19 protein-coding genes are annotated in these 15,819 nt (G+C 39.0%); 14 read left to right on the top strand and 5 right to left on the bottom strand.

What is annotated here, in order from left to right; genetic code table 11:
- Positions 1-171 precede the first annotated feature (171 nt).
- Together ligA and D9O48_RS00740 are read left to right on the top strand one after the other, a co-directional pair.
- On the top strand, positions 172-2,256 hold the full coding sequence (gene ligA, locus D9O48_RS00745; protein WP_126969592.1) for an NAD-dependent DNA ligase LigA: 2,085 nt from the start codon (positions 172-174) through the stop codon (positions 2,254-2,256).
- Positions 2,257-2,328: 72 nt separating this feature from the next.
- A complete protein-coding gene (locus D9O48_RS00740; protein WP_126969590.1) occupies positions 2,329-2,892 on the top strand; it encodes a helix-turn-helix domain-containing protein in 564 nt (187 codons plus the stop codon).
- Between the two features lie 174 nt (positions 2,893-3,066).
- Here the strand turns inward: D9O48_RS00740 and D9O48_RS00735 are convergent, their stop codons facing one another.
- The 4 genes from D9O48_RS00735 to D9O48_RS00720 all read right to left on the bottom strand — a co-directional run bounded on the left by D9O48_RS00735 (position 3,067) and on the right by D9O48_RS00720 (position 7,087).
- Entirely contained in the window at positions 3,067-4,071 is a 1,005-nt protein-coding gene (locus D9O48_RS00735; protein ID WP_126969588.1) for an aspartate-semialdehyde dehydrogenase, read from the bottom strand.
- A 379-nt stretch (positions 4,072-4,450) separates the two neighbouring features.
- Positions 4,451-6,058, bottom strand: coding sequence for a Na+/H+ antiporter (locus tag D9O48_RS00730; RefSeq protein ID WP_126969586.1), 1,608 nt, complete (start codon positions 6,056-6,058; stop codon positions 4,451-4,453).
- Between the two features lie 7 nt (positions 6,059-6,065).
- Complete coding sequence (locus tag D9O48_RS00725) at positions 6,066-6,599, bottom strand: class I SAM-dependent methyltransferase (protein WP_199750470.1); 534 nt, start codon at positions 6,597-6,599, stop codon at positions 6,066-6,068.
- A gap of 92 nt (positions 6,600-6,691) precedes the next feature.
- Positions 6,692-7,087 (bottom strand): hypothetical protein, encoded by a 396-nt coding sequence (locus D9O48_RS00720; protein WP_126969584.1) that lies wholly within the window; start codon positions 7,085-7,087, stop codon positions 6,692-6,694.
- 165 nt (positions 7,088-7,252) lie between these two features.
- On the opposite strand from D9O48_RS00720, the gene D9O48_RS00715 reads away from it, so the two are divergent.
- The 4 genes from D9O48_RS00715 to D9O48_RS00700 all read left to right on the top strand — a co-directional run bounded on the left by D9O48_RS00715 (position 7,253) and on the right by D9O48_RS00700 (position 8,917).
- Complete coding sequence (locus tag D9O48_RS00715; RefSeq protein ID WP_126969582.1) at positions 7,253-7,660, top strand: lamin tail domain-containing protein; 408 nt, start codon at positions 7,253-7,255, stop codon at positions 7,658-7,660.
- Positions 7,661-7,702: 42 nt separating this feature from the next.
- Entirely contained in the window at positions 7,703-8,047 is a 345-nt protein-coding gene (locus D9O48_RS00710) for a hypothetical protein (protein WP_126969580.1), read from the top strand.
- 81 nt (positions 8,048-8,128) lie between these two features.
- A complete protein-coding gene (locus tag D9O48_RS00705) occupies positions 8,129-8,563 on the top strand; it encodes a hypothetical protein (RefSeq protein ID WP_126969579.1) in 435 nt (144 codons plus the stop codon).
- Between the two features lie 147 nt (positions 8,564-8,710).
- The gene (locus D9O48_RS00700; RefSeq protein WP_126969577.1) at positions 8,711-8,917 is read left to right on the top strand and encodes a hypothetical protein; all 207 of its coding nucleotides are present in this window, start codon (positions 8,711-8,713) and stop codon (positions 8,915-8,917) included.
- 357 nt (positions 8,918-9,274) lie between these two features.
- On the opposite strand, the gene D9O48_RS00695 is transcribed toward D9O48_RS00700, so the two are convergent.
- A complete protein-coding gene (locus tag D9O48_RS00695; protein WP_126969575.1) occupies positions 9,275-10,198 on the bottom strand; it encodes a PfkB family carbohydrate kinase in 924 nt (307 codons plus the stop codon).
- 168 nt (positions 10,199-10,366) lie between these two features.
- On the opposite strand from D9O48_RS00695, the gene D9O48_RS00690 reads away from it, so the two are divergent.
- The 8 genes from D9O48_RS00690 to D9O48_RS00655 all read left to right on the top strand — a co-directional run bounded on the left by D9O48_RS00690 (position 10,367) and on the right by D9O48_RS00655 (position 15,817).
- Positions 10,367-10,957 carry a TetR/AcrR family transcriptional regulator gene (locus D9O48_RS00690; RefSeq protein ID WP_126969573.1) on the top strand — a complete coding sequence of 197 codons (591 nt, stop codon included), beginning with the start codon at positions 10,367-10,369 and terminating at the stop codon, positions 10,955-10,957.
- Positions 10,958-10,970: 13 nt separating this feature from the next.
- Positions 10,971-12,044, top strand: a complete 1,074-nt coding sequence (locus D9O48_RS00685; protein WP_126969571.1) for a 2Fe-2S iron-sulfur cluster-binding protein — start codon at positions 10,971-10,973, stop codon at positions 12,042-12,044.
- A gap of 11 nt (positions 12,045-12,055) precedes the next feature.
- A complete protein-coding gene (locus tag D9O48_RS00680; RefSeq protein ID WP_126969569.1) occupies positions 12,056-12,271 on the top strand; it encodes a hypothetical protein in 216 nt (71 codons plus the stop codon).
- Positions 12,272-12,449: 178 nt separating this feature from the next.
- The gene (gene paaA / locus D9O48_RS00675) at positions 12,450-13,388 is read left to right on the top strand and encodes a 1,2-phenylacetyl-CoA epoxidase subunit PaaA (protein ID WP_233589122.1); all 939 of its coding nucleotides are present in this window, start codon (positions 12,450-12,452) and stop codon (positions 13,386-13,388) included.
- Positions 13,388-13,747 carry a 1,2-phenylacetyl-CoA epoxidase subunit PaaB gene (paaB, locus tag D9O48_RS00670; RefSeq protein WP_126969565.1) on the top strand — a complete coding sequence of 120 codons (360 nt, stop codon included), beginning with the start codon at positions 13,388-13,390 and terminating at the stop codon, positions 13,745-13,747. Before paaA ends, paaB begins: the two co-directional genes overlap by 1 nt.
- Before the next feature lies 1 nt (position 13,748).
- Complete coding sequence (paaC, locus tag D9O48_RS00665; protein WP_126969563.1) at positions 13,749-14,537, top strand: 1,2-phenylacetyl-CoA epoxidase subunit PaaC; 789 nt, start codon at positions 13,749-13,751, stop codon at positions 14,535-14,537.
- On the top strand, positions 14,531-15,034 hold the full coding sequence (paaD, locus tag D9O48_RS00660) for a 1,2-phenylacetyl-CoA epoxidase subunit PaaD (RefSeq protein ID WP_126969561.1): 504 nt from the start codon (positions 14,531-14,533) through the stop codon (positions 15,032-15,034). Before paaC ends, paaD begins: the two co-directional genes overlap by 7 nt.
- A 3-nt stretch (positions 15,035-15,037) precedes the next feature.
- Complete coding sequence (locus tag D9O48_RS00655; protein WP_126969559.1) at positions 15,038-15,817, top strand: enoyl-CoA hydratase-related protein; 780 nt, start codon at positions 15,038-15,040, stop codon at positions 15,815-15,817.
- Positions 15,818-15,819: the final 2 nt, after the last annotated feature.

Genomic DNA, 15,819 nt, shown 5'->3' with positions numbered 1-15,819 from the left:
ATACACTATTTAGCAAATTTTCACTTTTTTTTATGAAGTTTCTTTACCGGGGGCCTATTTTTAAGTAATTCTTTGATTGACTGATCTTTATATTTTTACGGGATTTTGTATTTTTCACCTGTTCTTCCCCTTTTTCCTATTATTTTTGGTTCTGAAGCTTAACATTACTGCATGCTATCTTTAAATGAAATCAATGCGCTTACCCAAAATCTGGTGGCGCAATCCGGCAACAATACTGTTCAAATTGACCAGATTGAAGACCTACGCAACGTTATCAGATTCCACGAACATCGTTATTATATATTAAATGAACCTTTGTTAGGAGATACTGAATATGACCTGCTGTTTAATACATTAAAAAAATTAGAAGCAGCGAATCCTATTCTTATAACTCCTGATTCTCCTACGCAAAGAGTGGGGGTTGATCTGAACAAAAATTTTGCAAACGTACACCATCTCGTTCCCATGTTATCACTTGAGAACAGTTATGATGCAGATGACCTGTTAGATTGGGACCGTAAAAATAAGGAAACGCTGAAACTTAACCGAATTCAATATTGCATTGAGCCAAAATTTGACGGAGCCAGCATATCCCTCATCTATGAAAATGATTATCTGGTTCGGGGAGCTACCAGAGGCGACGGAGTGATGGGTGATGATATCACCAACAATATCAAACAGATAAAATCGATTCCTCTTTCTGCCGCTTTTGCTAAGCACAACATTCAACAGATTGAAATCAGGGGAGAGGTGCTGTTGAATAAAAAGAACTTTTACGATTTCAATAAACAACTTGAAGCGCAAAACTTACCACCGTTAGCCAACCCGAGAAATGCTGCTGCCGGAAGCCTGCGCATGAAAGATCCGAAAGAAGTTAAGAAAAGAAACCTGGAAGCCTTTCTTTATCATGTGAGTTTTTTTAACCCGGTTACTAACGCACCGGTAGAAGATCTGTCGTCACATAGCAATAGTTTAAATCTTCTTTGGAACCTGGGCTTTAAGAGTCCTAAGAATGAGATGAAAGTTTGCCATACTATTGAAGAAGTGATTGATTACTGCTTCGCCTATGAAAGTAAACGCGACGACCTGCCTTATGAGATCGACGGAATGGTGATTAAAGTTGATCCGTTAGAACATCAGGACGCATTAGGTATGACAACGCATCACCCAAGATGGGCAATGGCGTATAAGTTCAAAGCTCGTCAGGCTACCTCTATTTTAAAAAATGTTGAATTTCAGGTTGGCAGAACCGGATCTATTACACCGGTTGCGAAAATTGATCCGGTTGGAATAGGTGGCGTTACCGTTGGTTCTATCAGTTTATTTAATGAAGATGTGATCAGGGAAAAAGACTTAATGATCGGCGATACGGTTTTAGTGGAAAGAGCAGGTGACGTTATACCTTATATAGTTAAGTCACTTCCCGAACTTAGAAATGAAAATTGTCAACCAATCATATTTCCCACGAACTGTCCGGTTTGTAACAGCCCGTTAGTTAAACCGTTAGACGAAGCAGTGTGGAGATGCGTTAATTATCATTGTTCAGCTCAGATAGTTGAAAGAATGATTCACTTTACCAGTAAAGACGCCATGGATATACGAGGACTCGGCGACTCTATCATCCGTAAGTTTTATGAACTAAAGTTCTTAACAGATATTCCGGGCATTTATACATTGCCTTTTGAACAAATCGGACAACTCGAAGGGTTTGGTGCCAAGAGTGTGCAGAACTTAAAAACTGCTATTGAACAATCTAAAACACAGTCTTTAAACAGGTTAATATTTGCACTGGGTATTCGTTATGTAGGAGAAACCACTGCAAAAACATTAGCCAACGCTGTAAGTAATTTATATGATCTTAAAGACTGGACTGTTGAACGTTTACAATCATTAGAAGACGTTGGTCCGAAAGTAGCCAACAGTGTTTTTGAATTCTTTCAAAACCCAATCAATCTTCAACTCATTGATCAACTACAACATGTAGGTGTAGATATTCAACAGAAGTCTACTGTACAGGTAGACGGTAACCTCACCGGTGTTACATTTTTATTCACCGGTACGTTAAGCAAGCTAAAGAGAAGTGATGCAGAGGCGTTAGTAGAACAGCATGGTGGCAAGCTGTTAAGTGGCGTTAGCTCTAAGCTAAACTTTTTAGTAGCAGGTGAAGATGCAGGTTCAAAATTAGAGAAGGCAAAAAAGTTAAGTACAGTTAAAATAATATCAGAGGACGAGTTTCTAAGCATGATTAACCGATAATTTAATCTAACTATTAACATGTTTTTGATTTTTCGCATATGTTTTTTTGTAACTTAGCTAAAAGGAAAGGCGATGATAAAAAAACTCCAAAATGAGGTGTGGAAACCCCTACAGTTTCCCGGCTGGAAGCACCTACGCAAAAAGTACGCCCTATCCTCTCACGGAAGGATAGCAAGCTACACAGAAGACATCCACGAAGATGGAAAATTGTTACAAGGTTCACTAACGACGGGTTACAGAACACTAAACCTACACCGTCCCGGTAATAACGGAACCCTGTATATTCACCGTGAAATTGCCAGATTGTTTTTGAAGAAAACATCTCCCAAAAACAAGTACGTGATCCACTTAAACCACAACAAGTTAGACAATCACGTTAAGAACTTAAAATGGGCAAGCTTAGATGAAATGATCGAACATCAGCAATCATCTCCTGCTAAGATCGCTTACAAAAAAGTTCAGGCAAACAGAACCGTAGGTCTTAAATTAAACGCTACTCAGGTAAAATCAATCAAGAAGATTTTAACTGACAAGAACAGAAAGATTACTATTAAGAAACTAGCAGAAAAGTACGGAGTGTCAGAAATGACAATGTATCGGATCAAGAGCGGAGAGAACTGGGGTAGAGTTAAATAAGTCTACATTTTTTTAAACAATTGTGGTGTGAAAGATAGCAACTCTCGCGCCACTTTTTTTTGTACCTACCTGAAGTATTTGTTTTTACTTATTTATCTGAAAGCTTTCACTCTTCTTTATACTTATCATGAACAAGGGCTGCCCGCGAAACGAACAACCCTTGTATAATGTTAACTAGAACAAATTATTTGCTGCAAGATATTCTGCGATCTGTACGGCATTGGTAGCTGCACCTTTTCTCAGGTTATCACTTACCACCCACATATTGAGCGTATTTGGCTGTGTATCATCTAAACGTAAACGGCCTACAAACACTTCATCTCTTTCATGTGCATCTTTAGGCATTGGATAAGAAGCTGTAGCCGGTTCATCAACCAGTACCACACCCGGAGCAGCTTTTAATAACTGTTTTACCGTTGCCAGTTCAAATGTTTTTTCAAATTCAACATTTACACTTTCGCTATGCCCGCCCATTACCGGAATACGTACGGTTGTTGAGGTAACACGGATGGTATCGTCTCTCATAATCTTTTTTGTTTCGTTGACCATCTTCATTTCCTCTTTTGTATATCCATTTTCAGTGAACACATCGATCTGAGGAATTACATTCAAATCGATAGGATAAGCATATGCCATCGGGTAGGCAGCTTCAACACCTGCCGCCTTTGCGCGCTCACCCATTAACTGGTCTACCGCTTTTTTACCCGTACCGGTTACGCTTTGGTAAGTAGAAACAACAATACGTTTAATTTTATATTGCTGATGTAAAGGGTTTAATGCTACCACCATTTGTATAGTTGAACAGTTAGGATTAGCAATAATTTTATCTTCCTTCGTCAATACATCAGCGTTGATTTCCGGAACAATCAATTTTTTAGAAGGATCCATTCGCCATGCCGATGAATTGTCTACTACTGTGATGCCTGCTTCGGCAAATTTAGGAGCCCATTCAGCAGATGTGCTTCCCCCAGCTGAAAATAAGGCTACTACCGGTTTTGCTGCAATTGCGTCTTCCATGCTCACCACCTTATAACCCTTACCTTTAAAGGTGATTTCTTTACCTACAGATTGAGGTGAAGCCACAGGAATTAATTCAGAAACTGGAAAGTTTCTCTCTGCCAATACTTGTAAAATTTTGGAACCCACCAAACCGGTAGCTCCCACTACAGCAACTTTCATCGATTAATTGATTTACTTTTTTAAGGTTTTAAATGTTATGATGGCACAAAAAAACCTTCCCGATCTTGGGAAGGCTCTCTAATATCTTATATATTATTATATACACATACAGACTAACCTTCCTGACCGGAACGCTTAATCATATGTTTCTTAATAATAGTAGTGTGCTGAATCATGCATCAAATATAATATACAATTGTACTTCAAAAAAATTTTTCATGCAGATATTCCTCTTTTCGAAATATCATTAACATACGTTCGTTAGTTAATGCTTTCTTTGAAGGCTCTTCTAATAAGATACAATTTTTTTCCGGATTTTCCAATTACTGCAATTGTGATGCATATGTTACTGGTTATGAACGTTTAAATACCTATATCATTAATGTATCAGTCCTGTAATCTTCAATTCATTCAGATCTACCTGTTCTTCAGCTTTTCTGATTTCACTATCACTAAATTTTTTATTCCTTCTCATGGAGAATAAGAGTTCGCGTTGTTGTTTACATATTTCTAATAACAACCTGTGGTAGGCTTGTATTTCTTCAGGATGATACTGATCTTCAAGCAACGCCGTCAAACGTTTATGCTCCGTAGCTTTTGACTCGTGCAGGTGCTTGTGATAGATATCTACCAGTTCATTTTCTTCTTTTAATGTTGTGCATTTTTCATCGATATACTGAATAGCCAGTTGATTTAATGATAACTGGATCTTTGTTTGCTGGATATCCGACGGTTCTATCGGATCGATCTCCTCTAACTTAACTAACTTAATCACCAATGGTAAGCTCAGACCTTGCACTACGAGTGTGATAAAGATAACTACAAATGTAATCAGCAAAATAAGATTGCGATGAGGGAAAGGCGTTCCGTCATTCAGAAATAAAGGAACCGATAAAGCAGTAGCCAAAGACACCACTCCACGCATACCAGCCCAACCGATAATCAACGGTCCTTTCCAGCCGGAGCTGGGTTCTTTTCTGATAGTAGCACTGAAGAATCTTGGAATATGTGTAATAGGGTACACCCATAAAAAACGAACGGCTATAACAATCGCACTAATAATCAAACCGTATTTGACCCCTTCTATAATTGAACTTTCACCCAACCCCTGTACGATATCGGGCAATTCCAAACCGATCAGGATAAACACCAATGCATTTAATACAAAAATAAGTGTAGACCACACCCCTTGCATATTAATTCTACTGGTACCTGACCGGAAGGCTTTATGAGAATGATAAGACATGATCAATCCTCCGGTTACCACTGCCATAACACCAGATATTTCAAACACTTCAGCAGTCATAAATAAAGCATAAGGAGACATTACCGTAACGGCAGCATCTATCTGTGGAGTGGTAGGCAGATAGCGATGTATGAGATAAAAAACAAATGCACCAATAATCCCTACCATAATTCCCATTAACGTGACCCAGAAAAAATCACCGATTGCGTCATGCATTTCAAAAGTACCGGTGAGTACTGCGGCCAAAGCAAACCGAAATACGATCAGTGAAGAAGCGTCATTTACCAGACTTTCTCCTTCCAATATTGTTAATAGCCTTTTGGGAACTTTTAGTTTCTTTAATACTGTTGTTGCGGCAATGGCATCAGGTGGAGACACAATGCCACCCAACAAAAAACCAAGTCCTAATGTAAATCCGGGTATTAGATGAGAAGTAGAGAAAGCAACTACAAATGAGGTGAAGAAAACCAGGCCGAATGCCAATAAGCTGATAGGCCGCCGCCACTTCCAGAAATCATTCCACGATGTATACCAAGCGGCTTCATATAACAATGGCGGAAGAAAGATTAAGAAAATCAGGTCAGGATCTAAATGCACTTTAGGCATTGCAGGTACAAAGCTGATTGCAAGACCGGCTATTACCAGGAAAATAGGGTACGCAATACGGATTTGTTGCGCCAGCATTACCAGCACAAAAATTCCGAACAAAAGAACCAGTACGAACAACAGGTCATGATGCATAAATCAACTAGAGATTGGAAGAACTAATAATACAGGCATATATATTCCCATGCCCGTATCTCGAAGAAATATGCCGCAGATAATGAATTTCACTGTAATTCATTTCTAAAAACAATTCCTTTAAAGCATTGAACTGAATCGGATATGGCACCCAGGGATTCGGAACCTGGGTATCGTATTCTACAATCAACCAGTGATGTTGTGGTTTTAGATGTTGCCTGAGTTTTTGCAATAACACTTGCTTATCCTTTACATAATGTAGTGAATTTGCCATCAGCAATCCATCTAATGGCGGTAACAACAGTCTGTCTTTTTGAAAATCAGCCTTGAGAAAATCAAGTGAAACACCCGGCCTGGGCTCGTCAAAAAAACGTTGTAGTTCCTTATCAACACCTTTTACATGACTTTTAACCGGTAACAGATAAGACAATGCAGTGGTAAAAAGGCCGCTTCCACAGCCTAGATCTGCCCACTGCATTGCTTTTGAAAATTTCATTTTATCTGAAAAATCAATCAGATTGATCGCATCCTGAAGTTCCATAGTTAACTTTCTTTTATTTACAGGCAGATGATTACTGCTTTACAAAAGAAATATTTAATTGAATCATAAAGTATGATTTCAGTCAGTACCTTTTATCGTTTAGGCTCCGGTTCATTCGGATGACGATGTTCTTTGATCAGTACATTCACAAAAGGATATCTCAATAATAGAATGATAATATGTAAAATAATAAACGGTAACGCCATTACTGCTCCTTTACCGTCACCTTGTACTGCATTTAAAACGAACAACATCAGCGCCTGTAATATTAGAAGTATATTTCCGGCTACGAAAGTTTTTCTAAGCAATAGCAATAATGCACTCGCAATAAGAACAATACCGGTAAACTTAATCGCTCCGTCAGAAAAGTTAACGTGTCTGTAAACGCTTACCATTTCTTCATTAAGGGTGATCATATCAGTACCAAACCTAACGGCTAAAAAGATGGCCAGGATCACCAATATCATGTTTAATACTCTTAGTAACATAGCTTTTCTTTTAGTAATAATATTACCAAAGTCATGCCCTCTTAAATCACTGATAACCTTATCATTACAGATCAACGTTTAAAACAGCCCGCTCATTCTGCAAATTTTATTCTTTTCTGCCAAACCAGTTGTTATCAGGTTACGTATATATAAATAAACGACACTATGCGAATCTTGCTGATATCATTTGTTTTGCTTTCTTACAAGCCACTGTTTAGTCAATACCGGCTATATGACTTACTTATTACAGAGTTTATGGCCGATCCAACGCCGGTAGTATCGTTACCTAACGCAGAATTTGTTGAGGTTTATAATAACACCAATGATACCATTTCATTGTTAAACTGGCAACTGGCAGATGCGGCAACAGCTGCATTGATCAGAACAAACTATCGCTTGCCACCAAATGAATATGTAATTCTCTGCGGCACAAATAATGTAAGCAGTTTTTCTGTTTACGGACCTACCATAGGAATTACGGGCTTTCCCAATTTAAACAATGATGAAGATAAAATCTTATTGATTGATCCTGCTGGAAAAACCATTCATGAAATACACTATACACTTCAATGATATAAAGATTCTTTTAAAGAACAAGGTGGCTTTACGATTGAAATGATTGACCTCTCTGCTCCTTGTATGGGAGAAGTCAACTATGAATCGTCTGTAGACGATTCGGGCGGAACACCCGGTAAACAGAATAGCGTTAGCCGTTTTATAACAGATACAGGTATGCCTACTATAAAAAACGCTTTTATAACCGATGCTCAGCATGTCACTTTGTATTTCGACAAACCCATGCTTCCGGAAGTTACGGGAACGCTGGCCATTTTATCAACCATTGCCAACTATTCATTTAGTATCAGCCATATCAACTTTATTAACGAAAAACAAATGATCATACAAATTACAGAATATCTCAGCTTACAGGAACAATACAAACTGATACTCAGCAACTGAAAAGATTGTAAAGGAAATCTTATTGAAGACAATAGCGTTTATATTATCCAGTATCCTCAGCCACCACAGAAACAACAGCTATTGTTTACTGAATTCATGTTAGATCCGGATCAGAACGGTATAGAATATATTGAAATCACTAACAATGGTAGTTATCCGGTTAATGCGAAAGATTTGTTTATCGGCCTTTTAAATAATCAAAACAGTTTTTCTTATTTACAACCTATCAGTCATACAGATATAGCTATTTATCCTGATACTTATTGGGTTCTAACCGGCAATGAAATAAAACTGCAATCAAAACATCAGCCGAACCCACGCCAATTACTGGCAATTAAGAATTTGCCGGCACTAAACAATCAGTCGGCACATTGGCAATTATTATACAAAGACGGTTCAGTGATTGACAAGATCATCTATGATTCGAAATGGCATTTTCGTTTACATACTACAACAAAAGGTATAGCATTGGAACGGATCAGCCTGAATGAAGCAACACAATCGCCCCATAACTGAACCAGTGCTACAGCAAATGCAGGTTATGCGACACCTACTCAACAGAATAGTCAGTATCTGAGCATGTTCATAAGCGAAAACACTAACTATTTCAAGTTACGATCTCACATAATAACACCGGATAATGATGGGGTAAATGATTTTATTGTGCTAGACTATGAATTACCGGAAACTAACTACATACTGGACTTATACCTGTACGACAGATGGGGACGAAACCAGCACAAACTACTACATCATTACACATTAAACAGAAAAGGAATAATAATAATCAAAGAAACCGGTATAGTCAGAAGCGGAGTATATATATTGTTAGGTACTTTGCACCATCTGAACAGTAAGTTTAGTTTATGAAAGAAGGGAATACGTTATCAATAGTAACAGTAAATATGATTGATGGGAATTATGCGAATGAATACGGAAAGGTCTTATTAATTCGTTAATGGTTAATATTTTCAGATCTTAATGGGAAACATGAAGAGAATGAAGGTAGTAAGGGAAACTGCTAATCGGCAACACTTCATTCGCTTTTTATCTTCATTCTCTTCATGTTTACATGGTGATCATAAGATAGAATGAATCAAAGCGCAGCTGCAGCATCTTTTGAATTCTTTTAATAATCTTAATCGTCCAAACATCTTCACTTATACTCTAAATAAAAACGCTGTGCAAGTAAAACCTGCACAGCGTTATATATAAACATCATTAGAATTACTTCAATCTGATATCAAAATTTACTAACTGAATAAACATATCAATTCTGTTTCTTAAATCATCCTCGGTAATTTCTTTCAAACGGGTTGCGCCGAATTTTTCTACACAGAAAGAAGCCAGAGCAGAACCAACGATAATCGCTGTTTTCATATTTCCGAAAGAAACATCTTTCGTTTTTGCTAAATGCCCTATAAATCCACCTGCAAAAGTATCTCCGGCACCGGTTGGGTCAAATACTTCTTCGAGGGGTAAAGCAGGAGCAAAGAATACCTTGTCTTCATGAAACAATAATGCACCGTGTTCACCTTTTTTAACAACAAGGTATTTTGGCCCCATTGATAAAATTGTTTTAGCGGCTTTTACTAAAGAATATTGTCCGCTCAGCTGACGGGCTTCACTATCATTTACTAATAAAACATCCACTTTCTTCAGTACTTCCTCTAAAGCCGGCATTTTAATATCCATCCAGAAGTTCATCGTATCCATTACCACCAGCTTAGGGCGTTTTGCCATCTGATTAATTACAGACAACTGAATTTCAGGATCCAGGTTACCTAACATTAAGAATTCTGCATTCTTGTATTCATCAGGCAGAACAGGGTTAAAGTCAGCTAATACATTCAGATCTGTCACCAGCGTATCGCGGGTATTCATATCAAGATGGTAGCGGCCACTCCAGAAAAATGACTTCTTATCCTTCACTACTTCAACACCTGCAAGATCTACCCCTCTTTCTTTTAAATCATTGAGCTCTTCCTGTGGAAAATCGAAGCCTACAATTGAAACCTGTTTTACTTCTTTTACAAAGTTTGAAGCAGAATAGGCTACATAAGTTGCTGATCCTCCAACGATTTTATCAGTCTTACCAAAAGGTGTTTCAATAGCATCAAAAGCCATTGTACCCACTACAATTAATGACATATTCTATGTGATTACTAAGAAATTGATTTTACGCGTGCAAACCTACAAACAAAATCTTAGGGTTTATCTATTATTTCTTTTTGTTAGTCAAAATTTTAGTAAATTATCCCCCTGATCGCAATTATTTTCCTAACAGTTGTTAGTATTTTTATTATATTTGATACGCATATGGCAAAAATTAAAAGCAGTAAACACTCCACTCGCAAAGATGTAATTGTTGAACAAGCGGCAAGTTTGTTCAGAGAAAAGGGATATACCGCTACTTCAATGAGGGATCTTGCAGAAAAAGTGGGGGTGGAAGCTGCCAGTTTATACAACCATATCAGTTCTAAAGCAGAAATCTTACAGGAAATCTGTTTTACGGTTGCTACAGAGTTCATGTCTAATATAGAACAGGTTGAATTGAAGCCGAAAAATTCTCTTGAAAAAGTAGAGGATATTTTGAGGTTCCACATTCGAATGATGATCAATAAGTATGAAACCGTATACGTCAGTGACCGCGAGTGGAAACACCTGAATGAGCCCTATCTTCCTAACTTTCAGAATCAGCGTCGCGCTTATCGCCAGCGATTTGCGGCAGTAATTGAAGAAGGAATCAGAAATGGTGAAATCAAATCAATTGATGCCCCCACCGCAGTATTGATTGTACTACATGCAGTTTCAGGCATTGAATCATGGCACCGGAGTAAAAGAAAAATCCCCGCCGATCAGCTTGAAGAAAATATGGTCTTGATGCTGGTTGGTGGTTTAAAAAAATAAACAATTAGAACCATTGAGTACCAAATTTTATCCGCTGACGATTGCTGCTATTGAACCCGAAACCAGTGACTGTGTTTCTATGGTATTGGAAGTACCTAAAAATTTACAATCGGTTTTTAAGTTTCAACCCGGGCAAAACCTGATATTCAGGATATTTCAGAATGGTATAGAACACAGAAGAAACTATTCTATATGCAGCGGAGTAAATGACAATGAATGGCGGGTAGCCGTAAAAAAAATCCCCAACGGAATTTTTACCAATTATATCCACCACCTGGCAAAAGCCGGTGAAAGTATTGAAGTATTACCACCTACCGGTCACTTTACGATTCCCGCACTGCCTGATCAACCCGTGCATCTACTGGCAATTGCTGCCGGAAGCGGAATCACTCCTATACTCTCCATGATCAAATCAACTTTGCAAAACTATCCGAAAGCAAAGTTCACCCTTATTTATGGAAACAGTTTTCGCCATTCTATTATCTTTCGTGAACAATTAGAAAATCTAAAGAATCAATATATTGACAGATTAACCATCCACTACCTGCTCAGCCGCGAAAAGATGAGCAGTGAACTGCATACCGGCCGCATTTCACCTGAAAAGCTGGAACAGTTCAAGGGGAAATTAATCCACTATGATCATATTCAACATGTTTTTGTTTGTGGGCCTGCTGAACTGATATTCAGCACAAAAGAGTATTTCTTGAATCAGGGTCTCTCGAACAAACAAATTCATTTTGAATTATTTAACGCGCCCACAGCACCGGTTCACACACAACAGCAAAGCAGCGCATCCGGTGATCAGAAAATGAGTCAGGTTGAAGTGAAAGTTGATGGCATACAATTTTCATTTCCTTTGGCACAGGAAGGAATTTCTTTATTAGATGCAGCCTTAGCCGAAGGTGCAAATTTACCATTCGCCTGTAAAGGAGGAGTTTGCTCTACCTGCAAAGCAAAACTAACCAAGGGTACGGTAAGAATGGATCAAAACTACGCACTGGAAGAAGATGAAGTCGAACAAGGATATATCCTCTCCTGTCAATCACACCCTACAAGTGATTGCGTTTCAGTAGATTTTGATCACTAAAATATCGCTATATGAAATCAGTTATCGGATTTATTCTCATAATTGCAGGCATTTATCTAGGATATAGAGGATTCCAAATTGTACAAAACAGTGGTAGCTCACTTGAAATCGGCAATGTCGAAATCGGTGCAAAAGACGCTAAAAAAGAGCAAAACGGATATGTTTGGGTGGGAGCAGGCGTCGCATCCCTTCTGTTGGGAGCCGTCATTCTGGCCAAAAGAAAATAATCAACAAAAAATCCCTCCTCAACGGAGGGATTTTTTTATTTATCTTAATTCATAAAAGCACACAGGCTGCAATTTTTTATTTCCTACCTCCGTTATCCTGTTTTCCTCCCAACTCATACTAACAATTGTTAGCTTTCTTCACAATTTTTAGTATCTTTAACTTGCATAAATGTTAGTTATGATGCAGCATGAACAACTCTTCCAGTCAAAAATCGACCAGGAAGTAAAGATAGAGCCACTCGATTGGATGCCAGACGCTTATCGCAAAAATCTGGTTCGCCAGATCAGCCAGCACGCACACTCCGAAATCGTTGGCATGTTACCGGAAGGTAACTGGATTACCCGTGCCCCCAGCCTGAAAAGAAAAGCTATTCTGTTAGCCAAAGTGCAGGATGAAGCCGGTCACGGACTTTACCTGTATTCTGCAGCTGAAACACTCGGAACTTCCAGAGACCAGATGATCGAAGATTTACACAGCGGTAAAGCAAAGTATTCTTCCATTTTTAATTACCCAACACTCACCTGGGCCGACATGGGTGCAATCGGTTGGCTGGTTGACGGTGCCGCTATCCTCAATCAGGTAATGCTTTGCAGAACGTCTTATGGCCCTTATGCCCGGGCAATGGTCAGAATCTGTAAAGAAGAAAGTTTTCACCAACGCCAGGGGTTTGAAAGTCTGCTGGTTTTGTCGAAAGGAACAGAAACCCAAAAGCAAATGTGCCAGGACGCGATCAACAGATGGTGGTGGCCTTCTCTCATGATGTTCGGGCCAAAAGATGCTGACTCCACTCACTCTGACCAAAGCATGAAGTGGAAAATTAAAAGAAAAAGTAACGACGAACTCAGGCAACAATTTATTGATATGATTGCCGGGCAAGTTAAATTGCTGGGCATGACTTTACCAGACCCTGACCTTAAATGGAATGAAGAACGTAAACATTATGACTTTGGAGAAATTGATTGGGAAGAATTCTGGGCGGTAGTGAAAGGAAACGGCCCTTGCAATAAAGAAAGATTAGCAGCACGAAAAAAAGCATGGGACGATGGCGCATGGGTCAGAGAAGCTGCTAAAGTATATGCAGAAAAACAATCTAAGAAAATTCTAAAATCAGCTTAATGTTTGCTATCAATAAATATTATTACGGAGATATTCCTGACGGTGGTGGAAATACCAGTAATGCGCAGTTTTCTGCAGAAAATGAATGGCCTTTATGGGAAGTATTTATTCGCCATAAGCAAGGGCTTGACCACAAACACGTAGGTAGCCTGCACGCGGCCGATGCAAATATGGCAATTGAAAATGCCAGAGATGTTTATACCCGTCGAATGGAAGGCGTAAGTATCTGGGTGGTAGAGAGTAAAAATATTCACGCCTCTCAACCTGAAGATGCCGGCTCCTTTTACGATCCGGCACAAGATAAAATTTACCGTCACCCGACGTTCTACGATTTACCCGACGAAGTAAAACACATGTAAGATGCCTGCTACAAAAAATACGACTCCATTAATTAAATGGTTATTCTATATGGCCGACTCTAACCTCATTCTTTCACAAAGAAACAGTGAGTGGTGCGGACACGGCCCCGTATTGGAACAAGACATAGCTCTCACTAATATGGCTCTTGATCAGCTAGGACAGGCAAGGGCCTATTATCAATATATTGCACATCTTCTTAATCAGGATGTACAGAGCCCTGAACAATATACCAACGAAGATGAGCTGGCTTTTTTAAGAGATAACAGAGCGTTCCACAATCTGCTTCTCTGTGAACTACCCAATGGGGATTGGGCACAAACCATCGCAAAACTCTTTTTCTTCAGTCATTATCAATACCAGCTGTTAAATATGCTCACTCAGCATGAAGATGATACCATCCGGGCTATTGCCATAAAGTCGCTCAAAGAAGTTACCTACCACGTTCGATGGAGTAGTGAATGGGTCATCAGACTCGGCGATGGTACCGAAGAAAGCAAAACCAGAATGAACAATGCCATTCACTATCTGCTTCCTTACCTGAGCGAATTATTTAACCCGGCTGATTATGAATTAAGTCTGAAAGCGTATGATATTGAAAGCCTGAAAGAAAAATATATTGCAGCAATTGAGGATGTATTAGAAAAAGCCGAACTCCCTATACCTGTATCCTTTCATATCAACCTTATTCAACAAAAAGGTGGTAAACAAGGGCTGCACACCGAACATATTGGCTTTATCTTAGCTGAAATGCAATATATGCAACGTACTTATCCCAATATGGAATGGTAAACCCATCTACTATATCAAAAGATGAACTGAGTATATTACTGGAACAGATTCATGATCCGGAAATACCGGTTTTAACCATACAAGACCTTGGCATGGTAAGAGATGTTAGCTGGGTAAATGATCATTGGAAAATTGTGATCACTCCTACCTATACGGCTTGTCCGGCTGTTGACGCCATTCTTGAAGATATCGGCACGCTGCTGAATCAACAAAATATTCCACATCAACTGGAAGTAACCTTATCGCCTGCATGGACAACCGACTGGATGACTCAGCAAGCCCGCCAAAAACTAAAAGCATACGGCATAGCTCCTCCGGTAGAACAATCAGATCATGTTTGTGGTATTCAGTTGTTTCAAAAAGAAGTAACCGTTCATTGTCCTCAGTGCAATTCAGACCAAACCTCGTTGCTATCATCTTTCGGTTCTACTGCCTGTAAAGCACTTTACAAATGCAATCATTGTCTGGAAACATTTGATTACTTTAAATGTCATTAATTAATGGAATCTACTATTATCAAAGAAATTAACGGATCGGTTGGAATTATCAGATTAAACCGCCCTACCAAACTGAATGCATTCATTCGCGAAAAAGCATTACTGTTTCAGGATGTACTAGAAGAATTTGCAACTGATGCTGTTATCAGATGTATCTATATTACAGGTAACGGAAAGGGATTTTCTGCAGGGCAGGACCTGGAAGAAATTATTGCAGATGACGGCCCTACCCTCGCACAAATTTTAAGCGAACATTACAATCCTATTATTCATAAAATAAGAAATATTCCTAAACCGGTGGTAGCAGCCGTAAATGGAGTGGCAGCCGGAGCCGGAGCTAATATAGCTCTCGCCTGTGATATTGTTATAGCCAGTGAGAATGCCAGTTTCATACAAGCTTTTTCTAAAATCGGCTTAATCCCCGATAGCGGAGGAACATTTTTTTTACCCAGATTAATCGGATTTCAAAAAGCCAGTGCCATCATGATGCTGGGTGATAAAGTTTCAGCCATCGATGCAGAGAAATGGGGAATGATTTACAAAACGCTCCCTGCTGATCAATTCGAGGAAGAGGCTTTAAAAATAGCTCATCAGCTGGCAGCGATGCCCACTAAAGGACTTGCTCATACCAAACAAGCCTTAAATCAAAGCATGTCTAATTCATTAGAAGAGCAACTGGCACTCGAAGATAAACTGCAACAAACTGCTGCTACGTCGAAAGACCATCAGGAAGGAGTTGCCGCATTTCTTGAAAAAAGAGCACCCAATTTTACGGGTCAATAAAT

The sequence above is a fragment of the Gynurincola endophyticus genome (assembly GCF_003991195.1).
In the GTDB taxonomy this organism is placed as follows: domain Bacteria; phylum Bacteroidota; class Bacteroidia; order Chitinophagales; family Chitinophagaceae; genus Gynurincola; species Gynurincola endophyticus.
The sequence above is the reverse complement of the archived record's forward strand: the minus strand, read 5'-3'. Positions and strand labels throughout refer to the sequence as shown.